The sequence below is a fragment of the Klebsiella sp. R390 genome (assembly GCF_051131745.1).
Lineage (GTDB): Bacteria > Pseudomonadota > Gammaproteobacteria > Enterobacterales > Enterobacteriaceae > Klebsiella.
On record NZ_CP180445.1, the window covers coordinates 3,130,727 to 3,154,879 of the forward strand.

The following is a 24,153-nucleotide window of genomic DNA, read 5'->3' on the forward strand; positions in this document are numbered from 1 at the left end:
ATGTGTAATTAGTTAGGCAGCATGAAAAAGAATCGCGCTTTTCTGAAATGGGCAGGGGGGAAATACCCCCTGCTTGACGATATTAAAAAGCATTTGCCGCAAGGCGATTGTCTGATTGAGCCCTTTGTGGGCGCCGGGTCGGTATTTCTTAATACCGACTTTTCTCGTTATATCCTGGCGGACATCAACAGCGATCTGATCGGTCTCTACAACATCGTCAAATTGCAGACTGATGAGTATGTGAGCGCAGCGCGTGACATGTTTACGCCGGAAAATAACGCCGCAGAGCAGTACTATCGGTTCCGCACTGAATTCAACCTGAGCCAGGACCCATTCCGCCGTGCGGTGTTGTTCCTGTACCTCAACCGCCACGGTTACAATGGCCTGTGTCGTTATAACCTGCGCGGTGAATTTAACGTACCGTTCGGCCGTTATAAGAAACCCTATTTCCCGGAAGCTGAGCTGTATCATTTTGCCCAGAAGGCGCAGAATGCGTACTTCTACTGCGAGTCGTATGCCGACAGCATGGCACGCGCGGACGGGTCTTCGGTGGTCTATTGCGATCCGCCGTACGCCCCTTTGTCGTCGACCGCCAATTTTACGGCATACCACACCAGCAGCTTTAATGCCGAGCAGCAGGCGCACCTGGCGCAGCTGGCGGAGAATTTGCTCGAGCAGCGGGTTCCGGTTCTGATTTCCAACCACGATACGGCGCTGACGCGCGAATGGTATCGTCAGGCTAAGCTGCATGTCGTCAAAGTGCGACGCAGCATCAGCAGCAACGGTGGTACACGAAAGAAGGTGGACGAGCTTCTTGCTCTTTACCGTCCGCCCAAGACTAAATAATTTCAAGGAGATGCGGATGAAGCAGTATTTGATTGCCCCTTCGATTCTGTCGGCTGATTTTGCCCGTCTGGGTGAAGATACCGCCAAAGCGTTGGCTGCAGGTGCCGATGTTGTGCACTTTGACGTGATGGACAACCACTACGTGCCGAATCTGACCATCGGCCCTATGGTGCTGAAAGCACTGCGCAATTATGGCATCACCGCCCCGATCGACGTGCATCTGATGGTGAAGCCGGTTGACCGCATCATTCCTGATTTCGCCGCGGCGGGCGCCAGCATCATCACCTTCCACCCGGAAGCGTCTGAACACGTCGACCGCAGCCTGCAGCTCATCAAAGAACATGGCTGTAAAGCCGGTCTGGTGTTTAACCCGGCCACCTCGCTGAGCTACCTCGATTACGTGATGGACAAGCTGGACGTCATCCTGCTGATGTCCGTCAACCCAGGTTTCGGCGGCCAGTCTTTCATCCCACAGACGCTGGATAAACTGCGCGAAGTTCGTCAGCGTATCGATGCCTCGGGCTATGACATTCGCCTGGAAGTCGACGGTGGCGTCAAAGTCAGCAATATCGCGGATATTGCCGCGGCAGGTGCTGATATGTTCGTTGCCGGCTCGGCGATTTTCGATCAGCCGGACTACCAGCAGGTTATTGATCAAATGCGCAGTGAATTAGCAAAGGTTAGTCATGGATAAATTACACGCCATTCGCGGTATTGCCTTCGACCTGGACGGTACGCTGGTAGACAGCGCGCCAGGGTTGACTGCCGCGGTTGATAGCGCGCTTTATGCGCTGGAGTTACCGGTCGCCGGTGAGCCGCGCGTCGTGACCTGGATTGGTAACGGGGCGGATGTTCTGATGGAGCGAGCCCTAAACTGGGCGCGTCAGGAGCGTGCCACTCAGCGCGCCGCAATGGGTAAACCGTCTGTCGATCATGACGATATCCCACAGGCAGAGCAACTGATGGTGCTGCGTAAGCTGTTTGATCGTTACTACGCTGAAGCCGCTGAAGAGGGCAGTTTTCTGTTCCCGGCGGTTGCTGATACCCTTGGTGCTCTGCACGCGAAAGGTTTACCGCTGGCGCTGGTGACCAACAAGCCGACGCCGTTTGTCGCACCGATTCTGGACGCGCTGGATATCGCGAAATACTTTAGCGTCGTCATTGGCGGCGATGATGTGAAGAATAAGAAACCGCATCCGGACCCGCTATTGCTGGTGGCGCAGAAACTGGCGCTGACGCCGGCTGAGCTGTTGTTTGTCGGGGATTCACGCAATGACATTCAGGCCGCGAAAGCGGCGGGCTGCTGTTCCATCGGGCTGACCTACGGCTATAACTACGGCGAGTCGATTGCCCTCAGCGAACCGGACTATATCTTCGACCAATTTAATGAACTCTTGCCCGCTTTCGGGCTACCGAACAGTGAAACTCAGGAATTGAAAAATGACTAAGCCCATCGTTTTTAGTGGCGCACAGCCCTCAGGTGAATTGACCATTGGCAACTACATGGGTGCGCTGCGTCAGTGGGTGAGCATGCAGGATGATTATCACTGCATCTACTGCATCGTGGATTTGCATGCCATCACCGCGCGTCAGGATCCGGAGAAACTGCGTAAAGCGACGCTGGATACGCTGGCGCTTTACCTGGCCTGCGGGATCGATCCTGAGAAAAGCACCATCTTCGTTCAGTCTCACGTGCCGGAGCACGCGCAGCTGGGTTGGGCGCTGAACTGCTACACCTATTTCGGCGAACTCAGCCGTATGACCCAGTTCAAAGATAAATCGGCGCGCTATTCAGAAAACATTAACGCCGGCTTGTTTGACTATCCGGTGCTGATGGCGGCAGATATTCTGCTGTATCAGACCAACCAGGTGCCGGTTGGTGAAGACCAGAAGCAGCACCTGGAGCTAAGCCGCGATATTGCCCAGCGCTTCAACGCCATTTACGGCGACGTGTTTAAAGTGCCTGAGCCGTTTATTCCGAAATCTGGCGCTCGCGTGATGTCGCTGCTTGAGCCGACCAAGAAAATGTCCAAGTCGGACGACAACCGTAATAACGTGATCGGCCTGCTGGAAGACCCGAAATCGGTCGTGAAGAAGATCAAGCGTGCAATGACCGACGGTGACGAGCCGCCTGTTGTGCGCTACGACCAGCAGAATAAAGCCGGTGTTTCCAACCTGCTGGACATTCTCTCTGGGGTAACCGGTCAGAGCATTGCCGAGCTGGAACAGCATTTTGAAGGCAAAATGTATGGTCATCTGAAAGGTGAAGTCGCTGATGCCGTGTCCGGTATGCTGCTGGAGCTGCAGGAGCGTTATAACCGCTTCCGTAACGACGAAGCGTTCCTGAACCAGGTGATGAGAGACGGGGCCGACAAGGCCAGCGCTCGCGCATCTGTGACCCTGAAAGCGGTGTACGAAGCTATTGGCTTTGTCGCTAAGCCGTAATCGGTCAGCGTTCGGCAAACAGAAAAGGGCGGATTATCCCGCCCTTTTGCTTTTCAGGCTATGCCTGAATCAATGATGTGAGAACCAGTTCAGCTTGTCCCGCAGGCTGACGACACGGCCCACGATAATCAGCGCCGGGCTGGCCATTTGCTGTGCCAGAAGATCCAGCTGATCCAGCGTCCCGGAAACCACCTTCTGGCTGACCGCCGTGCCATTCTCCACAATGGCGACCGGCATCTCTGCCGCCATACCGTGGGCAATGAGCTTCTCACGGATAGCCGGTGCCTGATTCAGCCCCATATAAAACACCAGGGTCTGTTTCTCTGCTGCCAGATTTTCCCAGTCCATCTCGCCGTCGGTTTTCAGGTGCCCGGTGACAAGCCGTACGCCCTGGGCGAAATCGCGATGGGTCAGCGGGATGCCGGAATAGGCAGAACAGCCGGAAGCGGCGGTAATTCCCGGTACCACGGAGAAGGGGATCCCGGCGTTACACAGGGTTTCCAGCTCTTCCCCTCCGCGACCGAAAATAAAGGGATCGCCACCTTTCAGACGCACTACGCGACGCCCGTTCTGGGCCTCTCGCAGCAGGATCTGGTTAATCTCTTCCTGCGGCACGCAGTGGTAACCCGCGCGTTTACCGACGAATACCCGGTCGGCGTCGCGGCGTACCAGGTTCATAATGTCGTCGGAGACCAGACGGTCATATACCACAACGTCCGCCTGCTGAATTTGCTGAAGCCCTTTCAGCGTCAGCAGCCCGGCATCGCCCGGCCCGGCGCCCACCAGCACCACTTCGCCACGATGATCCAACGGCTCCGTAAGCAGTTGCTCGGTGGTATCCGCCACGGCCTGACGGTCCTGGTTGGCCAGCGATTGCGCGAGGCGGTCGTTGATAAACAGCTTCTCCCAGAAACGCCGACGTTCGCCGACCGTCGCAAACTGTTTTTTCACCCGCGAACGTAGCTGGCCCGCATAGTGCGCGAGCTGGCCTAAATGGAGTGGTAACAGGGATTCCAGCTTTTCGCGTAGCAGTCGTGCCAGCACCGGCGAGGTGCCGCCAGAGGAGACGGCGACCATCAGCGGTGAACGGTCGATGATCGACGGCATAATAAAGCTGGCCTGCTTCGGCGCATCTACCACGTTACAGAAAATCCGACGGGATTCCGCGGCGTCGCTGACCTGCTGATTGACATCTTCATCGTCGGTGGCGGCAATCGCCAGCCAGCAGGCGTCAAGCAGCGCGGGGTCAAATGGCGCCGTCACCAGCGTCAGCATCTGCGAATCCGCCCACGCCTGGAACTGAGGTGAGAATGCCAGCGCGTTGACCGTTAACCTGGCGCCGGCATCCAGCAGCAGGCGCGCCTTGCGTTCGGCAACATCACCGCCGCCGACCAGTAAACAATCGCGACCGCGCAGCTGACAGAAAATAGGTAAGTGGTCCACGGAACATCCTCGCAGAAAAGCAGTGGGAGAGGGTAAGCGGTCGTAGCATAACAGCAGAGGGTTGACGGAATACACGACTTTTCTAGGGTCTACCGCTTAGTGGTCATAAGAAAAAAATAGGGTTCCCTCCGGGTGGGAGGGAACCGCAGAGCGCTATGCCTTCAGCTGCACATTGCCGTCTTTTACTCGCGCCTCAAAGTGGGCGATGGAATGACTTTCATCTTCCATACACAGGCCGTCGCGCAGGCGGAAACGCTGCTTCTTCAGCGGGCTGGCAACCCACAGCTCGCCTTCGTGTTCGGCAATGATGCCGCGTGACAGCACGCTGGCGTTAAAGAACGGGTCGATATTGCTGATCGCAAACACCCGATCGTCATGGTACGGCCGGAACAGGGCGACCTGCTGCTGGCCCAGCAGCGCGCAGACGCCGGTCGCGGGCAGGATATCGTCAATCTTGCAGATGTTTATCCACTGGCTCATGCGTTTTCCTCCACCAGCGTCACCGGGATACGCTCATACGGCGTGGCCGGGCGATGCTGCTCGCGCTCCGGTACGACCTGTACATTCGGGTCGCGCTGGTTGCTGTTGATAAAGTGTTTGAAGCGGGTCTGCGCCGCCGGGGTGTTGACCGTTTCGGTCCACTCGCAGGCGAAGGCGGCACGCAGACGCGCCAGCTCTTCTTCAAGGTGTGCGTTCAGGCCCAGCTTGTCGTCGATGATGACGCTGCGCAGGTAGTCGATCCCGCCTTCCATGTTATCTAACCATGGTGCGGTACGGGTCAGCTTATCGGCGGTGCGAATGTAGAACATCATGAAACGGTCGAGATAGCTGAGCAGTGTTTCACGATCGAGGTCGGCGGCCAGCAGATCGGCGTGACGCGGTTTCATCCCGCCGTTGCCGCAAACATACAGGTTCCAGCCTTTTTCGGTGGCGATAATCCCTACGTCTTTGCCCTGGGCTTCCGCACATTCACGGGTACAACCGGAGACGCCAAACTTCATTTTGTGCGGCGTGCGGATGCCCTTGTAGCGGTTTTCCAGCTCGACGCCAAAGCCCACGCTGTCACCGACGCCGTAGCGGCACCAGGTGCTGCCGACACAGGTTTTCGCCATTCGCAGCGCTTTGGCATACGCGTGGCCGGTTTCGAAGCCTGCCTCAATCAACTGACGCCAGATTTCCGGCAGGTCATCTTTTTGCGCGCCGAACAAGCCGATGCGCTGTGAACCGGTAATTTTGGTGTAGAGGTTATATTCGCGTGCAATGCGCCCAACGGCGACCAGGCCCTCCGGGGTAATTTCACCGCCGGCGGAGCGTGGGATCACTGAATAGGTACCATCTTTCTGGATGTTGGCGAGGAAGTTATCGTTGGTATCCTGCAGCGGCGTATGCTGCGGCTTGAGAATGTACTCGTTCCAGCAGGATGCCAGCAGGGAACCGACCGTCGGCTTACACACTTCACAGCCGTACCCTTTACCGTGTTTGGCCAGCAGCTCTTCGAAGGTTTTAATGCCTTCAACGCGGATCAGGTGGAACAGTTCCTGGCGGGAGTAGGCGAAGTGTTCGCACAGGTTATGGTTAACTTCGATACCCTGTTTTGCCAGTTCGGCGTTCAGTACCTGCGTTACCAGCGGGATACAGCCACCGCAGCCGGTACCGGCTTTGGTCTCCGCTTTCAGGGCCGCCACGGTATGGCAGCCTTTGTTGATGGCGGCAACCAGCATCCCTTTGGTGACATCGAAGCAGGAGCAGATTTGCGCGCTGTCCGGTAGTTTATCGACGCCAATTGATGGTTTGCCGCTGCCCGCATGGGCCGGCAGGATAAGCGAGTCCGGGTTTTCCGGCAGCTCAATCGCGTTCAGTACCAGCTGCAGCAGGTTGCCGTAGTCGCTGGTATCGCCGACCAGTACTGCGCCAAGCAGGGTTTTATTGTCTTCGCTGACGATCAGGCGTTTATAGACTTCTTTGCTTTCATCGAGATAGACATAGCTACGGGCGCCCGGCGTGCGGCCATGCGCGTCACCGATGCCGCCAACGTCGACGCCAAGCAGTTTCAGTTTGGCGCTGAGATCGGCGCCGGTAAAGGCGTTGCTGTTGCCGAGCAGATGATCGACGGTCACCTGCGCCATCTTATAGCCCGGGGCTACCAGGCCATAGACGCGGTTGTCCCAGCTGGCGCATTCGCCGATAGCATAGATGTCCGGGTCTGATGTCTGGCAGGTATCATTCACGGCGATGCCGCCACGTTGGGCGACCGCCAGACCACACTGGGTCGCCAGCTTGTCGCGTGGACGAATACCGGTGGAGAAGACGATAAAGTCGACCTGCAGTTCGCTACCATCGGCGAACTGCATGGTTTTGCGCGCTTCGCTGCCCTGCTGGAGGATCTCTTTGGTGTTTTTGCTGGTATGGACCTTCACGCCCATGCTTTCGATTTTACGCTTGAGCTGTTCGCCGCCCATGTTGTCCAGCTGCTCGGCCATCAGCATCGGAGCAAACTCAATCACGTGGGTCTCGACGCCGAGGTTCTTCAGGGCGCCAGCGGCTTCGAGGCCCAGCAGGCCGCCGCCGATGACCGCACCGCGTTTGCTGCGGCGGGCGCAGGACTCGATCGCGTTAAGATCTTCAATGGTACGGTAGACGAAGCAGTCCTGAGTTTCCGCGCCTTTGATCGGTGGGATCCACGGATAAGACCCTGTCGCCATGACCAGCTTGTCATAAAAGACGGTGCGTCCCGCGCTGGAGTGAATCACTTTCTCCTGGCGGTTAATCGTGATTGCCCGTTCGCCGATCAACACCTTCACGCCATGTTTTTCGTAAAATCCTTCACGAACCAGCGAGAGTTCTTCCGCGGTGTGGTGGGAGAAGTAAGACGACAGGTGGACACGGTCGTAAGCGATACGGGGTTCTTCACAGAACACGGTAATGTCGAATTGTCCGGCAGGCGCCTTATCAAGAAGCTCTTCGATAAAGCGATGGCCGACCATGCCGTTACCGATAATAGCGATTCTGACTTTGCTCATTTTTGCCTCGATTTCTTTTCTATTACCGCCTACCTTAACGATTCAGCCAGTGCACTTATTGATACAAATCAAGATCGCTCCCGCCTACCACTTAATGGGTATGATCATGATTTTAATGGATTTTTATAAGTTATGGAAAACTCAGGCTTTTCCTTCCTGTTGCTTTTGTGTACAAACTGGAGGTGAGAAAATGTTCATAGCCTGGGTGAATAATCGGCATTATTAACGGGAGTCATCACGATGACAGCAGTTCCACTTTGGTTAATTCAGAACGTACGTCTGCCGGACCGCGATGGGCTATGGCAGATTGCGATAGATAAAGGTTGTTTTGGCGATATCACCCCGATGGGTGATGCGCGTAGCGAAAGTTACGAAGTGCTTAACGCCCGCGGAGGGCTGGCAATCCCGCCGTTTATTGAACCGCATATTCACCTGGATACCACCCAAACCGCCGGTGAACCGAACTGGAACCAGTCCGGAACGCTGTTTGAGGGCATTGAACGCTGGGCCGAGCGCAAGGCGCTGCTGAGCCACGAGGATGTGAAAGCCCGGGCCTGGAAAACCCTGAAGTGGCAAATTGCCAATGGGATCCAGTTCGTTCGTACCCATGTTGACGTCTCTGACCCGACGCTGACCGCCTTAAAGGCGATGCTGGAAGTGAAGCAGGAGGTAGCGCCGTGGGTAGATTTACAGATAGTCGCCTTCCCCCAGGAGGGGATTTTATCCTACCCCAATGGAGAGGCGCTGCTGGAAGAGGCACTGCGGCTCGGGGCCGATGTGGTGGGCGCCATTCCGCACTTTGAGTTTACTCGCGAGTACGGTGTCGAATCGCTGCATATTGCGTTCCGTCTGGCGCAGCAGTATCAGCGGCCGCTGGATATTCACTGCGATGAAATCGATGATGAGCAGTCGCGGTTTGTCGAAACCGTTGCCGCTCTGGCGTTAAAAGAGGGGATTGGTCACCGGGTTACTGCCAGCCATACCACCGCGATGCACTCCTACAACGGCGCCTATACCTCACGGCTGTTCCGCCTGCTGAAGCTTTCGGGTATCAACTTCGTGGCTAACCCGCTGGTGAACATTCACCTCCAGGGACGGTTTGATGATTATCCGAAGCGCCGCGGTATTACCCGGGTGAAGGAGTTGATGGCGGCGGGCATTAACGTCTGCTTTGGTCACGATGATGTATTTGACCCGTGGTATCCGCTCGGCACCGGCAACATGCTGCAGGTGCTGCATATGGGGTTACATGTCTGTCAGCTGATGGGCTATCAGCAGATTAACGACGGGCTGAAGCTTATCACCGACAACAGCGCCCGCACCTTCGGCCTGCAGGATTACGGCATTGTCCCGGGGAATCCGGCCAACCTGATTATTCTGCCGGCAGAGAATGGTTTTGAGGCGGTGCGTTGTCAGGTACCGGTCCGCTGGTCGATCCGCCAGGGTCGGGTGATTGCCACGACGCAGTTGGCACAGACCTGGATCCAGACTGACAGAGGAGGAGAGGAGCTGTTCTTTACCAGAAACAGCCCCTTCGCGGATGCTAAGGGGCCGACGGCTTAAAGGCTTAGTGAGACGCCGCTGCCGTGTTGTGCTGACGGTGGCGGGAGACGAACCCGAGAATCAGGCACATCACAAAGACCACGGCGTAGAGGCCGTTAGCGGTGTGCAGCGCAGCCAGTGGGCCGCTGGCTGCCACAATCGGGCCAGTCACAACGAAGGTCAGCATGGTGCCGATGGTGCCGCAGGTCAGGACGAAGTTCACCAGCTTCGGCGATGCCACTTTGGTCTGCAGCGAACCCAGGGTGATGAGCGAGGTGTAAATCGCGCTGGAGAAGAAGCCCAGGGTCAGGATAAACCACGGCATGTGCTCCGGCGAACCGTTGATGAACAGATACATCAGCACCGTTGCCAGGCCCGCCAGAACGGTGAGGATCCGCTGAAGGTCGAAGAAGCGCAGGATAAAGCTGAATGACCACATACCAATCATGTAAGACATCCAGAAATCACTGACCAGTTGACCGCCATCGGCAAGGCTCATACCCAGCGTCTTCGCGTATTCAGGAACCCAGGAGATAAAGCCCAACTGACCAAGGATATAGCACAGCGCCGCGATAGCGAGGAACAGCACGCCGATGCCCCACTTTTCTTTGACCACGGGCTGACTGTCCTGCTGTGCTTTTTTACCGAGAACCGGGAATTCACAGCCGAAAGTCAGAATAAAGATCGCCACGTAGACCAGACCAATGCAGGCGTACACCCAGTACCACTCAATGCTACGAGCCAGCAGGAATGCTGCGACCATCGGGAAAATCATCCCCGCCATGCTGAAGAAGGAGTCGGTAAACAGCAGGCGCGCACCGCGCTGGCGGCCTTCATACATGTGGGTGATCAGGAAGGTACCGATCGACATGGTAATCCCGCTGACCAGACCCAGTACGAACATCGAGGCGGAAAATAGCGCCAGGCTGTGGCTGTACATCAGCCCGGCCACGGCCAGTACCATCAGGATAAAGCCAAAACGGAGCTGAGTTTTCAGCGGGACAATTTCCATCAGCCAGGCGTTCAGGAAGATAGAGATCAGGATACCGGCGTTGAGGAAAGTAAAAGTGTTACTCATACTGGAAACCGGCAGGTGGAAATAATCGGCGATATTTCCCATCACCATTCCGGTGACGATCACCAACGCACCGGTAAGGGCGTAGGAGAAGAAGCTGATCCATGTGAGCTTGATACGGTTGCTGTTAGTCATGACTGGCCTGTGAATAGAAATGTAAAACGCATTGACTGCGCGATGGCGAACAGATTTTATTCGTTCGCGTGATGTAAGCAAACGTTTATTATGTAATGCACTCTTTTTTGCATTGATTAGTGTGATGTCGATCGTCTTTGTAGGCCGTGTTGGTTAATGCGTGTGTCGTAACAACTATTTCAGCTACGTAAAATTAGGTAAAACGCTGGCCCAGGATGCAAAGGCTCTTTAGAATCAAAGCACTCGCTTTTTATTCTGCTCCGTTAAGGAATTCCCATGTTCAAATCAACTCTGGCGGCGGTGGTTGCCGTTGTCGCCATTTCAGCTTTCTCTCCGGCTATGGCTGCGAAGGGCGATCCTCATGTATTGCTGACGACCTCCGCGGGAAATATTGAGCTGGAGTTAAATAGCCAGAAAGCACCGATTTCCGTGGATAACTTCCTGAAATACGTGAACAGCGGTTTCTATAACAACACCACTTTCCACCGCGTAATTCCGGGCTTCATGGTGCAGGGCGGTGGCTTTAACGAACAGATGCAGCAAAAGCAGCCGAATCCGCCGATTAAAAACGAAGCCGATAACGGTCTGCGCAACACCCGCGGCACCATCGCGATGGCCCGTACCGCCGACCAGGATAGCGCGACCAGCCAGTTCTTCATCAATATCGCTGACAATGCTTTCCTTGACCACGGACAGCGTGATTTTGGCTACGCGGTCTTCGGTAAAGTGGTGAAAGGCATGGACGTGGCGGATAAGATTTCTCAGGTGCAGACCCACAACGTCGGGCCGTACCAGAATGTTCCGTCTAAACCCGTCGTCATCCTCTCCGCGAAAGTCCTGCCGTAAGCTTTTCTTCCCGCGCGGGTTATGATCGCCCGCGCCTTATCGCCCGTTCTGTATCAGCGGAAAGGGCGATTCCGACCCTTCTGCACGGATGTTGCGCAAAGTGATAAGCGCAGCAGCATAATCTGAGTAGAATAGCCCGGTTTTGTTTTTTCCGGAGCCACCATGATCCTGCTTATCGATAACTATGATTCTTTCACCTGGAACCTGTACCAGTATTTTTGCGAGCTGGGGGCGGAGGTGCTGGTCAAGCGCAATGATGAGTTGACGCTTGAGGAGATTGCGGCGCTGGCGCCGGAGAAAATTGTTATCTCGCCCGGGCCCTGTACGCCGAATGAGTCCGGCATCTCGCTGGCGGTTATCGCGCATTATGCCGGCCGGGTTCCGCTGCTGGGGGTTTGCCTGGGCCATCAGGCGATTGCACAGGTCTTTGGGGCCACCATCGTCCGCGCTGCCACCGTTATGCACGGCAAAACCTCGCCTATCCAGCACAACGGCACCGGGGTCTTCCTGGGGCTGAATAATCCGCTGGTGGTCACCCGCTATCACTCTTTGCTCATTGACCCTGCGACCCTTCCCGCCTGCTTTGAGGTCACGGCGCGTAGCGAGAGCGGAGAAATTATGGGGATTCGCCACCGCGAGTGGGATCTCGAAGGGGTGCAGTTCCACCCGGAGAGTATTCTCAGCGAGCAAGGGCATCAGCTGCTGGCAAACTTTCTCAATCGATAATTTATGCCTTTCATACCTCCAGGCTAGCGCTTAGTCGCTTAACTTCACAACGCGAATTATTTTAGCTATACAGTTGCCATTGATTGATTTTTTATGCATATTTTGTGATTAGATTATCACAATAATGATTGCGTAACGAAGAAGGATGGCATGACATGGCAACTGAGCAACCGGTAATTACCCGCGCCACATTCGATGAAGTTATTCTGCCAATTTATGCACCTGCGGAATTCATCCCGGTAAAGGGTAAAGGTAGCCGCGTATGGGATCAACAGGGTAAAGAGTACGTTGATTTTGCCGGTGGGATTGCGGTGACGGCGTTAGGTCATTGTCATCCGGCGCTGGTGGCGGCGCTGCAGCAGCAGGGCGAAACCCTGTGGCACACCAGCAACGTCTTTACCAACGAACCGGCGCTGCGTCTTGGTCGCAAGCTGGTAGACGCCACCTTTGCCGAGCGTGTGGTATTTATGAACTCCGGTACGGAAGCCAACGAAACGGCCTTCAAGCTGGCGCGTCACTACACCATTACCCGCCACAGCCCGTATAAGACCAAAATCATCGCCTTCCATAACGCCTTCCATGGCCGTTCGCTGTTTACCGTGTCCGTGGGCGGGCAGCCAAAGTATTCTGATGGTTTCGGCCCGAAACCCGCCGACATTATCCACGTGCCGTTTAACGACCTGCATGCGGTCAAAGCGGTAATGGACGATCACACCTGCGCGATCGTGGTTGAGCCGATCCAGGGTGAAGGTGGAGTGATGGCGGCGACGCCAGAGTTCCTGAAAGGACTGCGTGAACTGTGCGATGAGCATCAGGCGCTGCTGGTGTTTGATGAAGTGCAGTGCGGGATGGGGCGTACCGGTTCGCTGTTTGCGTACATGCATTATGGCGTGACGCCGGACATCCTCACCAGTGCCAAAGCGCTGGGCGGCGGTTTCCCGATCAGCGCCGTACTGACCACCAATGAGATTGCCAGCGCTTTCCACGCTGGTTCCCACGGTTCAACCTACGGTGGTAATCCGCTGGCCTGCGCGGTTGCCGGGGCGGCATTTGACCTGATCAATACGCCTGATGTGCTGGAAGGGGTGAACGCGAAGCGGGCGCTGTTTGTGCAACATCTGCAGGAGATTGACGCTCGCTTCGACCTGTTTAGCGATATCCGCGGTATGGGGCTGCTGATTGGTGCGGAGCTCAAACCTCAGCATCAAGGCCGGGCGCGTGATTTCCTGTATGCCGCGGCGGATGCAGGCGTCATGGTGCTCAACGCCGGGCCGGACGTCATGCGCTTTGTGCCGTCTCTGGTGATCGATGAGCAGGATATTGCTGAAGGGATGGCGCGCTTTGCCCAGGCGGTACAGAAAGTGCTTAGCGCTTAGTCGCGCTTAGCCAGATGCCATGATGAGGACGCTGACGCCATGCCACCGACGAGATGGTGTGCATGGTGTTCAGATGGTCGAGGATCCGCTGCAGGTGCTGTTCCATGGTACTTAGCGGGCCGCGACTCACTTCGACGTCCTGAGACTCCATAATATTCACGTCGTCAGCGCTGCCAGGACCGTCGGTGTCCAGCCGCTGCTGACAGCGCTGAAGCGCAATCTCACAAGACTCCAGATAGCGCCGGGCCAGCTCCGGCGTCAGCATGTTGTGCTCGCGGGCGAGGGTAGTCATCGCGTTGATATGCTCAACAATAAACTGGCTGTGGGTGACCCACAGCTTCATATCTTCCAGATAATGTGAGTTAAACCCAGGCTCCTGCATGGCCTGGTTCAACGAGTTAAACAGCGAGTTATGTGCTTGATTGACGCGCATGCGGCGATAGGCCAGCGCTGGTGCCTGGTGGTCGTCGCTGAGGATCAGCCGGATGGCCTCCTGATCGGCTTCCAGCGCGTCATGGGCGTTTTTACGTAGCAGCCCGCTCTGCCACTGTGGCCACAGCCAGACCATCCCGCCAAAGGCGATCAGGCAGCCGATAAGCGTATCGATAAGCCTGGCGACAATGTACTGTTCGCCGTTAAGCGTCAGAAGCTGCAGGGTATAGACCGCCGTCACGGTAAAGCCGACCATCGCCCAGCCGTAATGCTTACGAATAATCAGGTAGCTCAGCAGCGTAATGATCAGCAACGCGGTAAGCGTATACCCCTCTGGAACGTGAAAGTGCAGCGTCAGTCCGGCAATGGCGAGGCCTGCGAGGGTGCCGGCTGCCCGATGGACGATGCGCACCCGCGTCGCGCCGTAGCCGTTTTGGGTGACGAAAAGCACCGTCATTAAGATCCAGTAAGGCTTGGGAAGATGCAGGGCGCTGCCCATCAGGCTGGCGGCGGTGAGCATCACGCAGATACGCGCGGCATTGCGCAGCGCCGGCGATTTCCATGAGAGATAGTGCTTCAGCGCAGGTAGTAGCGGCAGGCGGCGTTCTTTATCAGCCATCAAATTGCGGGCATACAACGGGCGCTGGGTACGCAGCACCCGGGCAATGCGGCTAAAGTGCCAGGCACAGAATTGCCCGACCGGATTGTCGGGGTGCTGCCAGGCAATTTTCTCCAGCGCGCCAATCTGCTTATCCATATGAAAGCGTTGCGGATAGCGGTGGTAGAGAATGTCGTCGGCCAGCACCCGCAGACGGGCGGCAACGGTTTGTGCGTTCCAGCGGATCACCGCCTCCGCGTGGCTCCGCTCCACCAGTTTCTGAACTTCCTCAGGCTGATGCAGGCTGACGGAGATATGTTCCTGTAGATCCAGCGCCACCTGAAACGCCCGCAGCAGACGCTTGTGATCGTTACGCTGGTTCGCCGCCAGCATGTGCATCTGCTGGTAGCACTGGGTGATCAGATCCACCACCTTTTGCTGGCGAGTAAGCAGCGGCGGGAGCGATGTCGCCGGGTCGATATGCTGAGTCAGCAGACTGTATTTCGCTTCGCAGTAGTTAGCCAGCTCCCGGTAGAGCAGGCTCAAGGATTCACGCAGCGGTTGTTCGCGCCATAGCCAGAACCAGAACCAGTTAAACAGTCCGTACCACAAGGTGCCGAGCGCGTAGATCAACAGCGGCTCCCAGATGGGCATGTTCCCGGCAAGGCTCAGGGTAAAGATGGCCGCAATCAGCGAGGCCGGGAGGAGTCTGGCATGGAGTGAGCTAATCTCTGCCGTCACGCCAAGCAGCAGCGCCAGGCCGCTAAGAATTAAGGGCAGCGGGATTTCCTGTTGCAGCAGCAGCTGAACCACCAGGCTACAGCCGGCAAACAGCGAACCGCCCACGATCAGGCGTTTAAAAAAGCGTTTGTGCGGGGTGTCCAGACCGGCGACGTTACAGCAGGCAGGTACTAAGGAAAACAGCAGACCCTGTTGCAGGTGACCGAGGAGAAGACCGACCGCGACAGGCAAACACAACACCAGCGTTTGCCGCAGTGCATAGTTGACTTCCGGGTGGTAAATCAGCCTGCGCCACATCAGGAGAAGACAAAAACGGCGTATTGCGGGGGCAACACGCCGTTTTAACGACTTAACGTGTACCGTAAACGACGATAGTTTTACCGTGTGCGGAGATCAGATTCTGATCTTCCAGCATCTTCAGAATACGGCCGACGGTTTCGCGAGAACAACCGACGATCTGACCAATTTCCTGGCGGGTAATTTTAATTTGCATACCATCAGGGTGGGTCATAGCGTCCGGCTGTTTAGCCAGATTCAGCAGCGTCTGAGCGATACGACCGGTGACGTCGAGGAAGGCAAGGTTACCCACTTTTTCAGAGGTGACCTGCAGACGACGAGCCATCTGCGACGACAAGCGCATCAGAATATCCGGGTTAACCTGGATCAGCTGACGGAATTTTTTGTAAGAGATTTCGGCCACTTCACATGCGGTTTTTGCACGTACCCAGGCGCTACGCTCCTGGCCTTCTTCAAACAAGCCTAATTCACCGATGAAATCGCCCTGGTTGAGGTAAGAGAGGATCATCTCTTTACCTTCTTCATCCTTGATGAGCACAGCCACAGAGCCTTTGACGATGTAGTACAACGTTTCTGCTTTTTCACCCTGGTGGATCAGCGTGCTTTTCGATGGGTACTTATGAATATGGCAATGAGACAAGAACCATTCGAGGGTAGGGTCTGTTTGCGGTTTGCCAAGCACCATGCGCGGTTATCCTCTGTTATAAGCTATCTCCGGGTGCCGACACTACACGGCATCCGGGCATGCAATCGTATTGTTTCCCTATGCCTGGGAAATGGCTGGTGATTTTTCTTCAGCCTGTAATGTGAACTCCTCTGCATACATGCAATACATCAATGTAATACTGTAGCATCCCGACTGTTTTAGCATAGCTTTTGCCGCATGTCTCCTGGTGTCTCGCTTCAGCATGATGTAGGTCGCCTTCCGTTGCGAGAATTGTTATGTGCGCGTAATCTGTCAGGAAAATTGCAACCTCGGAGTTAAATTTTATGCAAGCTCGTGTGAAATGGGTTGAAGGGTTAACCTTCATCGGGGAGTCCGCATCAGGTCACCAGATTCTGATGGACGGTAACTCCGGAGATAAAGCGCCAAGCCCGATGGAAATGGTATTGATGGCGGCGGGCGGATGCAGCGCGATTGATGTCGTGTCTATTTTGCAGAAAGGGCGTCACGACGTGACCAACTGTGAGGTGAAGCTGACCTCTGAACGCCGGGAAGAGGCGCCGCGCCTGTTTACCCATATCAACATGCATTTCATTGTGACCGGCAAAGAGCTGAAGGATGCGGCGGTATCGCGTGCGGTGGATCTGTCGGCAGAGAAATATTGCTCGGTGGCGCTGATGCTGCAAAAAGCAGTCAACATCACCCACACCTATGAGGTCATTGAAGGCTAACCGATAGCCGGATAGAGCCTGGTAGCGAAGAGAACAACCCCGGTCGTTATGCGTCCGGGGTTTTTTATGGCTAGTCGATCTTTCTACCTTCCATCAGGCGCTCTACCAACGGCGTCATGATCAGCTCCATCGCCAGGCCCATTTTGCCACCCGGAACCACCAGCGTATTGATATGCGAGATAAACGATCCCTGCAGCATCGCGAGCAGCCAGGGGAAATCGATATCCTGCAGATTACGGAAGTGGATCACCACAAAACTCTCATCCAGTGAGGGGATGCCTTTCGCCGCAAACGGGTTCGAGGTATCGACGGTGGGGACCCGCTGGAAGTTGATATGGGTACGGGAAAACTGTGGGGTGATGAAGTTGATGTAGTCTTCCATCGAACGCACGACGGAGTCCATCACCGCTTCACGGGAATGGCCGCGTTCGCTGGTATCCCGGATAAGCTTCTGGATCCATTCCAGGTTGACAATCGGTACCACCCCGACCAGCAGGTCGACATTTTGCGCGACGTTATACTGCGGGGTGACCACGCCGCCGTGCAGCCCTTCATAAAACAGGACGTCGGTCGGCTCCGGGAGCGGTTGCCACGGCGTAAAGGTACCCGGAACCTGATTCCACGGGACCGCTTCGTCATAGGTATGCAGGTATTTTCGCGACTGACCGCTGCCGTTGCGCCCGTATTCAAGGAAGGTATTTTCCAGCAGGCCGAAGTCGTTGGCTTCCGGACCAAAGTAGCTGATGTGCTTTCCCTGATCGCGCGCTTTGCGGATCGCCATGTCCATTTCCGGGCGGGTATAGCGATGGAAGCTGTCGCCTTCGACTTCCGCAGAACGCAGATTCAGCTGTGCGAAAATTTTACGAAAGGCGAGGCTGGTGGTCGTGGTTCCCGCGCCGCTGGAGCCCGTGACGGCAATCACCGGATGTTTGGCAGACATAACAACTCCCAGATTAAACGATGGTGTGGTGCCGCCTTAGCCGTGGAACTGCTTGCGGGGCATAATGTTGACCGTTTCGTGTAGTTCAGACCACACCAGCACGGCTTCTCCGCTTGTTAACTGTTGTTTGACGTCGGCGACTTTATCCACCAGCGAGCGTTCATGTTCACCATAATCGGTGCCTTCACGCAATACAAAGCTTTCGATCAGGTTATCCAGCGTTTCGGGATCCAGATCGTGCCAGGGAATAATCATATTTATGCTCCCAACCAACGGGTTAACCAGTCTGGAATGCGTCGTTCCAGCCACATTTCCGGCTTACGCAGCGTGCCGCCGACGAACCCGACGTGCCCGCCTTGTTCGGTCAGTTGATATTCCACATTTGCCGGCAGCTGTTCCTGCGGCGGGATAGAGTGGTGATCCATGAAAGGATCGTCCTTCGCGTGAATGATCAGCGTTGGCGTGGTGATATCACTTAATCGCGGCATCGCGCTGCACTGGCGATAGTAGTCTAGCGCATCGGCGAAGCCGTGGATTTTCGCGGTGATCATATCGTCAAACTCGCGGATGCGGCGCATTCCTTTAAGCTGGCGTAAATCGACCGGCAGCGAACCCGGGTAGGCCTTCAGCTTACGGGCCGCATTGGCTTTTAGCAGGTTAAGCAGATAGCGCTGATAGACCCGGGAAAAACCTTTATCCATATGATAGCTGCAGGCTTCCAGCATGAAGGGGGCCGAGACGATCACCGCGGCGTCCAGCGGGACGCTATCGCCTTCTTTCGCCAGCAGGCAGCCCAGCATGTTTCCCCCTAGCGAATAGCCAACGGCGGCCGTCGGGACCGTACCAAATTCACGTTGCAGCCAGTGCAGAAACCAGCTGCCGTCTTCGGTTTCGCCAGAATGATAGATCCGGTTATTGCGATTGGGTTCACCGCTACAGCCGCGAAAATGCATCACTACGCCGAGCCAGCCGCGCTGCATGGCGGCATGAATCAGGCCGTGGGCGTAGGGGCTGTGCAGGCTGCCTTCCAGGCCGTGAAAGACGACCAGTCGTGGTTTGTGCCGTGCCAGGGAGGGGTCTTCGCTCCAAGCCAGATCGACAAAATCACCGTCCGGCAGCTCCAGGCGTTGCCAGTAGGGCGTGAAGCCCAGTTTGCGGCGGATCAGGCGCGGAAGCATGGTTTGCAGATGACGATTACCCACGCCGCGCATCGGGTGAAACTCGCGCGAGTCGTCTTCAGGGGGCGTCATTTCTGTGGGGGTGATTTCAACCATAGCACCAGAGCAATTAATAAACTAATACAACACTATACCGCGCACGAGGTGCGCCGGTTATCCAATATGTGGTCTTACGGCCAGTACTATAGGTTACACGAAATTGCGGCTGGATGATGACTGGAGTACGCGCTGCCGGTAATTATCGTGCCCGGCAGGCGTCTGTCAGACGGGTCAGGAGTGATAATGCCAGGCGCTGAGGAAAGTCGTGACGGCTGAGTTGGCGAGCGGCTCCAGCTGCGCGGGGTCAAGCGCCTGCTGCGAGATCAGTGCCGACGGTAACGGGTAACCCATCACCGACCCAAGGAACAATCTGGCCTGAACTTCGGGGTCCGTCAGGGTGAGCACGCCACGCGCATGTTGCATGCTGAGTATCTCAACCAGTACGGTCAACACCTGACCGGTCGGGCGTTGTTCAATCACGGCGTACAGTTCGGGTTTTTGCACCAGCACCTGGATGAGCAGACGCTGAAAGCGGATATTTTCCGCACTGTAAAAATGCGCCTGCACGACACGAGCAAAACCAAGCAGCAGCGCTGGCAAGTCGTGTTGCTTATCCTGCAGTAGCTGACGCAGTGGCGGCTGCATTTTGGTGTTCAAATAGGAAAAACTCTCCAGCAGCAACGCATCTTTGCCACCCGGGAAGTGGCTATAGAGCGTGGGGCGGGAGCTCCCTGCTTCAGCGGCGATGGCGTCGAGAGAGACATCCAGCCCGTGTTTCAAAAACAGTTCGCATGCGGTCTGTAAAATGCGAGGGCGCGCGGTCATCGGACGCCCACGTTGGTTAGCCATCAATTGCTATCCTTTGTGTTTTCCTTTTAGGGAGCGGATCCCCTGCTGGATCAGGATGAAAAAAAGCGGGACCAGAAGCAGCGTCAGGAGCGTCCCGGAAAGCATTCCGCCGATCACCGCGGTTCCGATTTCCGTGCGGCTCGACGCGCCCGCTCCGCTAGAGAGTACCAGAGGGATGGCGCCGGCAACAAATGCCAGCGACGTCATTATAATTGGCCGTAAACGCAGGCGCGCGCCTTCAAGGGTGGCTTCCACCAGCTTTTGGCCTGCCGCCAGCCTCGTCTGGGCGAACTCAACGATTAAGATGGCATTTTTAGCCGACAGCCCCATGGTGGTCAGCATCCCGACCTGAAAGTAAATATCGTTATCAAAACCGGCCAGCGTCGATGCGCTTACGGCCCCCAATATGCCCGGTGGAATGATCAACATGACGGCCAACGGAATTGACCAGCTCTCATAGAGTGCGGCAAGACAGAGGAAGATAAAGATAACGGAAGTAAGGTAAACCCACAGCGTCTGCCCCGATGAGGCCTGTTCCTGGTACGACAAACCGCTCCATTGCAAACCGAAGCCATCCAGACCCTGTACCAGTGTGGCCATCTCATTCATCGCGCTGCCGGAGCTGATACCGCTGGCGGCGCTTCCCTGGAACTGGACCGCCGACAGACCGTTAAATCGCTGTAGCATCTGCGGCCCGGTGCTCCATCGCATTGACGCGAAACTGTTGAAAGAGGCCATATTGTCTTCACTGCCGCGCACAAACCAGGTGGAGAGGCTTTCGGGGCTGGAGCGCCACGGTGCATCGCCTTGCAGGTAGACACGTTTGATACGTCCACGGTCGACAAAATCGTTAACGTAAACGCCTCCCCAGGCCGCGGCGATGGTCTCGTTGATGTCAGCCTGTGTCAGCCCCTGGGATTCGGCCTTCTGACGATCCACCTCAATACGCAGCTGGGATTTTTCATCAAGGCTGTTGAGCCTCACTGCGTCGAGATTGCTGTTGGCGGTTGCCATCGATATCAGGTTTTTTTGCGCCGCGAGTAGCGCGTCATATCCCTGCGCCGACTGGTCCTGCAGCCACAGCTCAAAGCCGCTGGACTGTCCAAGCCCACGGACGGCCGGCGGGGCGGAAACGCTAATCGTCGCGTTGGTCGATGTCCTGAAGTACTGATTGGCACGAGCAATAATCGACTGCGCGCTGTTTTCCCTACCCTGGCGTTGGTCCCAGTGTTTTAACTCGACAAACGCCATACCGACGTTTTGCCCGCTGCCGGCGTTATTACGCCCTGTAACCATAAAGATGACGTTCAGATTGTCTTTCTCTTCGGTCATAAAATAGTGCGAAATATCTTTCCCAGTCTGCTCGGTCATCGACATTGGTGAGCCAGAGGGCAGGGTAAACTGAATCGCGACTGACCCCTGATCCTCCTCCGGCAGGAAGCCGGTTGGCAGGCGTTGGTACTGCCAGAGCATCAACAAGATCAGCAGGAGAGTGAGCAGGCAGTTGCGCAAGGGCCGGCGCGTGATGTGCTGCAGAATAATGAGATAACGGTTTTGGCTTTTTTCGACGCCGTGGTTAAACCAGCGGAAAAAGCGGCCTTGCTTCGCGTGACTGGGCTTGAGTAAATGCGCGCACAGAGTAGGGGTCAGCGTCATTGCTACCAGCGCGGACAGGCTCATTGCGGTCACGATTGTGGCGGTAAACTGCCGGTAGATGATGCCAACGGAGCCGCCAAAAAAGGCCATGGGAACAAAGACGGCCGATAGCACCATCGCGATACCGATCAGCGCCCCGGTGACCTCATTCATCGAGCGTAACGTCGCTTCTACCGGACCGAGCCCCTCTTCGGCCATCACCCGCTCGACGTTTTCGACCACCACGATGGCATCATCGACCAGCAGACCAATCGCCAGAACCATGGCGAACAGCGTCAGGGTATTGATGTTGTAGCCGAGCACGCTGAGGATGCCAAAGGTGCCAAGCAGGGCGACCGGAACGGTGACCGTCGGGATTAGCGTCGCACGCCAGTTTTGCAGGAACAGGTACATGACGATAACCACCAGAATGATGGCTTCGATGAGGGTTTGCACCACGCCTTTAATCGAGACGGTGACGAACGGCGTACTGTCGCGTGGGTAGGCCGCCACCATGCCTGCAGGGAACTGAGTGGTTAATCTTTCGACTTCGGCACGTACATTTTCGGCGGTACTGAGCGCGTTTGCCCCTGAGGCCAGTTGCACGGAGATCCCGGCGGCCGGGTAGCCATTCAGAGTGGTCAGGTTCTGATAGTTTTCGGCACCGATCTCGACGCGAGCAACATCGCGCAGATAGATCGTGGACCCATCGCGGTTGGTCCGAATCGTGATGTTTTCAAACTGTTCCGGCGTTTCCAGGCGTGACTGCATTGTGACGGTCGCGTTAAGGTATTGTCCCTCCAGCGTCGGCAGCGTGCCGATTTCTCCGCTGGTTACCTGCGTGTTTTGCGCCTCAATGGCGGCGCGTACATCCGAAGGCATTAGCCCGAAACCGTTGAGCTTGTGCGGATTCAGCCAAATGCGCATGGCGTACTGGGCGCCAAACACCGTGGTTTCTCCGACGCCATCGACACGGCTGAGCGGATCCTGCAGGGTGCTGACCAGGAAGTCGTTAATATCAATATTGCTGAGCTGGCCGGTCGTATCATAAAGGGCGACTACCATCAGGCTGTCTCCCTGCGATTTGGTTACCGTGATCCCCTGCTGTTGCACTTCCTGCGGTAAGCGGGTTAATGCCTGGTTGACGGCGTTCTGAACCTGGACCTGCGCCATATCAGGATCGATATTTTGGGCAAAGCTGAGGCTGATGCGTGCCTGTCCGGCAGAGCTGCTGCTGGACGAGAAGTAGAGCAGGCCATCAATGCCCTTAATTTGCTGTTCCAGCACCTGAGTGACGCTTTCTTCGATCGTTTCAGCAGAGGCGCCAGGGTAGTTTGCCGTTACGCTGACGCCAGGCGGCGCAATATCGGGATACTGTTCAACGGGTAGCGTAAACAGTGCGAGCGCTCCGGCCGCCATGATGCAAATTGCCATGACGGCGGCAAAAACAGGTCGGGAAACAAAAAAATGTGCCAGCATATTCACAGACCTTTCGTCAGTCAGCGGGATAACGTTGCCGGAGAAGCGAGGATTAGGCTTCAGGACAGTAGAGGGCGCGTCGGGCGTAGTTGACGCAGAGTGGATTGAGCTCAAGCAACATCAGGTTCCATTGATACGCCGTCCACAGGCGGTCGTAGGCCTGGATACTGAGTGAGTTTTGCTGCAACTTTTCTCGCAGTTGATGCAGCGTTACCAGCGTACTTTGACGGTTAAATAACCGCTGTTGTATGCCGCTGCGCGTCCAGACGGCGGGCGCCGGACAGAGGGTGGACATTTTGCTGGCAACCGGCGCGGTGAGCAGGTGCGCGAACGCAGGGTTACCGGTGCTGAATACCGATAACAGCATCAACAACATGAGGTAATTCCACCTTTTACATAAGGTCATGTTACGGCATCCACATCAATTTATTTACTTTACAGTAAAGTAAATAAATTGGTTAAACAAGACACATTCGCAAGTGTTATGACGAGGGGAAACAGCGCAAGGTGTAGGGGAGGTCAGAGAATAACGCAGGAAAAACAGCCACCTTGCACTACAGATGGCTGAGTGACGGACTTAAAACATGCCGTTGCCGCTGGCCGTTTTTTCCGGAACAGTCTGAATAACGTCCCAGTGTTCCACGATTTTGTGCTGTGCATCGAGGCGGAAAATATCCACGATGGCGCGGGTGACTCCGGGTTCGCGTCCGGTGGTGGCGACGTGCAGGACAACGTAGTCGCCATCGACGATCGTCCGTTTAATCTCGCTGCGGGAGTCCGGGTATTTATCTTTCAGGAAGGCGATAAACTGGCGAAAGCCTTCAGGCCCATCCTTTGCACCTGGGTTGTGCTGGATATACTGCTGGCCGAGATAGGGCCTGGCGGCCTCAAAATCTTTATCGTTCAACGCTTTATTATAAAAAGCGATGACGTTTTCTTTGTTTTTTAATTCGCTCTCGGTGTAGGCGGCAAAGGCTGTATGGGTCAGGGCGCACAGCAGTGAGAGGGAAAGGAGCGTTTTTTTAACCATGGCAGTTCCTCTTGCAGGTGAGTTATGCGGTTTTTAACAGAGGCGAAGCACGATGCGTTCCCATAAAACCACACCGCTGGATTTTC

Annotated in this window: 22 protein-coding genes; 9 read left to right on the forward strand and 13 right to left on the reverse strand. The window is 55.9% G+C overall.

Annotated elements, in window-relative coordinates:
• Window positions 1–21: 21 nt before the first annotated feature.
• Genes dam through trpS form a run of 4 tightly spaced genes read left to right on the forward strand, consistent with a single transcriptional unit; the run spans window position 22 to window position 3,291 of the window.
• A complete protein-coding gene (gene dam / locus ACMYSP_RS14475) occupies window positions 22–846 on the forward strand; it encodes an adenine-specific DNA-methyltransferase (protein ID WP_434582728.1) in 825 nt (274 codons plus the stop codon).
• Window positions 847–862: 16 nt separating this feature from the next.
• Complete coding sequence (rpe, locus tag ACMYSP_RS14480) at window positions 863–1,540, forward strand: ribulose-phosphate 3-epimerase (protein WP_434582729.1); 678 nt, start codon at window positions 863–865, stop codon at window positions 1,538–1,540.
• A complete protein-coding gene (gene gph / locus ACMYSP_RS14485; protein WP_434582731.1) occupies window positions 1,533–2,294 on the forward strand; it encodes a phosphoglycolate phosphatase in 762 nt (253 codons plus the stop codon). Before rpe ends, gph begins: the two co-directional genes overlap by 8 nt.
• A complete protein-coding gene (gene trpS, locus ACMYSP_RS14490) occupies window positions 2,287–3,291 on the forward strand; it encodes a tryptophan--tRNA ligase (protein WP_434582732.1) in 1,005 nt (334 codons plus the stop codon). Before gph ends, trpS begins: the two co-directional genes overlap by 8 nt.
• Before the next feature lie 69 nt (window positions 3,292–3,360).
• Here the strand turns inward: trpS and cysG are convergent, their stop codons facing one another.
• The 3 genes from cysG to nirB all read right to left on the reverse strand — a co-directional run bounded on the left by cysG (window position 3,361) and on the right by nirB (window position 7,754).
• Window positions 3,361–4,734, reverse strand: coding sequence for a siroheme synthase CysG (gene cysG / locus ACMYSP_RS14495; RefSeq protein ID WP_434582733.1), 1,374 nt, complete (start codon window positions 4,732–4,734; stop codon window positions 3,361–3,363).
• A gap of 153 nt (window positions 4,735–4,887) precedes the next feature.
• The gene (gene nirD, locus ACMYSP_RS14500; protein WP_434582734.1) at window positions 4,888–5,214 is read right to left on the reverse strand and encodes a nitrite reductase small subunit NirD; all 327 of its coding nucleotides are present in this window, start codon (window positions 5,212–5,214) and stop codon (window positions 4,888–4,890) included.
• Window positions 5,211–7,754: a nitrite reductase large subunit NirB gene (gene nirB, locus ACMYSP_RS14505; RefSeq protein WP_434582735.1), complete on the reverse strand. Its 2,544-nt coding sequence runs from the start codon at window positions 7,752–7,754 to the stop codon at window positions 5,211–5,213. The genes nirD and nirB overlap by 4 nt, the downstream gene beginning before the upstream one ends.
• A 240-nt stretch (window positions 7,755–7,994) precedes the next feature.
• Here nirB and ACMYSP_RS14510 point away from each other — a divergent pair, with 240 nt between their 5' ends.
• On the forward strand, window positions 7,995–9,317 hold the full coding sequence (locus ACMYSP_RS14510) for a cytosine deaminase (RefSeq protein ID WP_434582736.1): 1,323 nt from the start codon (window positions 7,995–7,997) through the stop codon (window positions 9,315–9,317).
• 4 nt (window positions 9,318–9,321) lie between these two features.
• Here ACMYSP_RS14510 and tsgA read toward each other — a convergent pair whose 3' ends face one another.
• Window positions 9,322–10,506 (reverse strand): MFS transporter TsgA, encoded by a 1,185-nt coding sequence (tsgA, locus tag ACMYSP_RS14515; protein WP_434582737.1) that lies wholly within the window; start codon window positions 10,504–10,506, stop codon window positions 9,322–9,324.
• A gap of 276 nt (window positions 10,507–10,782) precedes the next feature.
• On the opposite strand from tsgA, the gene ppiA reads away from it, so the two are divergent.
• The 3 genes from ppiA (at window position 10,783) to argD (ending at window position 13,454) form a co-directional block, all read left to right on the forward strand.
• The gene (gene ppiA, locus ACMYSP_RS14520) at window positions 10,783–11,352 is read left to right on the forward strand and encodes a peptidylprolyl isomerase A (protein WP_123757349.1); all 570 of its coding nucleotides are present in this window, start codon (window positions 10,783–10,785) and stop codon (window positions 11,350–11,352) included.
• Window positions 11,353–11,514: 162 nt separating this feature from the next.
• Window positions 11,515–12,078, forward strand: a complete 564-nt coding sequence (gene pabA / locus ACMYSP_RS14525) for an aminodeoxychorismate synthase component 2 (RefSeq protein ID WP_434582738.1) — start codon at window positions 11,515–11,517, stop codon at window positions 12,076–12,078.
• 155 nt (window positions 12,079–12,233) lie between these two features.
• Window positions 12,234–13,454 carry a bifunctional acetylornithine/succinyldiaminopimelate transaminase gene (argD, locus tag ACMYSP_RS14530; protein WP_434582739.1) on the forward strand — a complete coding sequence of 407 codons (1,221 nt, stop codon included), beginning with the start codon at window positions 12,234–12,236 and terminating at the stop codon, window positions 13,452–13,454.
• Here the strand turns inward: argD and ACMYSP_RS14535 are convergent.
• Window positions 13,444–15,522: a YccS/YhfK family putative transporter gene (locus ACMYSP_RS14535; protein WP_434582740.1), complete on the reverse strand. Its 2,079-nt coding sequence runs from the start codon at window positions 15,520–15,522 to the stop codon at window positions 13,444–13,446. The two genes, argD and ACMYSP_RS14535, sit on opposite strands and share 11 nt — an antisense overlap.
• Before the next feature lie 52 nt (window positions 15,523–15,574).
• Window positions 15,575–16,207, reverse strand: coding sequence for a cAMP-activated global transcriptional regulator CRP (gene crp / locus ACMYSP_RS14540; RefSeq protein ID WP_000242758.1), 633 nt, complete (start codon window positions 16,205–16,207; stop codon window positions 15,575–15,577).
• Between the two features lie 305 nt (window positions 16,208–16,512).
• Between crp and ACMYSP_RS14545 the strand changes: the two genes are divergently transcribed.
• Window positions 16,513–16,917: an OsmC family protein gene (locus ACMYSP_RS14545; RefSeq protein ID WP_123757353.1), complete on the forward strand. Its 405-nt coding sequence runs from the start codon at window positions 16,513–16,515 to the stop codon at window positions 16,915–16,917.
• A 70-nt stretch (window positions 16,918–16,987) separates the two neighbouring features.
• Here the strand turns inward: ACMYSP_RS14545 and ACMYSP_RS14550 are convergent, their stop codons facing one another.
• The 7 genes from ACMYSP_RS14550 to ACMYSP_RS14580 form a co-directional block, all read right to left on the reverse strand.
• On the reverse strand, window positions 16,988–17,857 hold the full coding sequence (locus ACMYSP_RS14550; protein ID WP_123757354.1) for a phosphoribulokinase: 870 nt from the start codon (window positions 17,855–17,857) through the stop codon (window positions 16,988–16,990).
• A 36-nt stretch (window positions 17,858–17,893) separates the two neighbouring features.
• Window positions 17,894–18,112, reverse strand: coding sequence for a YheU family protein (locus ACMYSP_RS14555; RefSeq protein ID WP_434582746.1), 219 nt, complete (start codon window positions 18,110–18,112; stop codon window positions 17,894–17,896).
• A 2-nt stretch (window positions 18,113–18,114) separates the two neighbouring features.
• Entirely contained in the window at window positions 18,115–19,068 is a 954-nt protein-coding gene (locus tag ACMYSP_RS14560; RefSeq protein ID WP_434587104.1) for a hydrolase, read from the reverse strand.
• Between the two features lie 237 nt (window positions 19,069–19,305).
• Window positions 19,306–19,923, reverse strand: coding sequence for a TetR/AcrR family transcriptional regulator (locus ACMYSP_RS14565; RefSeq protein WP_434582747.1), 618 nt, complete (start codon window positions 19,921–19,923; stop codon window positions 19,306–19,308).
• Window positions 19,924–19,929: 6 nt separating this feature from the next.
• The gene (locus tag ACMYSP_RS14570) at window positions 19,930–23,037 is read right to left on the reverse strand and encodes a multidrug efflux RND transporter permease subunit (protein WP_434582748.1); all 3,108 of its coding nucleotides are present in this window, start codon (window positions 23,035–23,037) and stop codon (window positions 19,930–19,932) included.
• A 52-nt stretch (window positions 23,038–23,089) separates the two neighbouring features.
• Entirely contained in the window at window positions 23,090–23,413 is a 324-nt protein-coding gene (locus ACMYSP_RS14575) for a hypothetical protein (RefSeq protein WP_434582749.1), read from the reverse strand.
• 201 nt (window positions 23,414–23,614) lie between these two features.
• Window positions 23,615–24,067 (reverse strand): nuclear transport factor 2 family protein, encoded by a 453-nt coding sequence (locus ACMYSP_RS14580; protein ID WP_174510143.1) that lies wholly within the window; start codon window positions 24,065–24,067, stop codon window positions 23,615–23,617.
• Window positions 24,068–24,153: the final 86 nt, after the last annotated feature.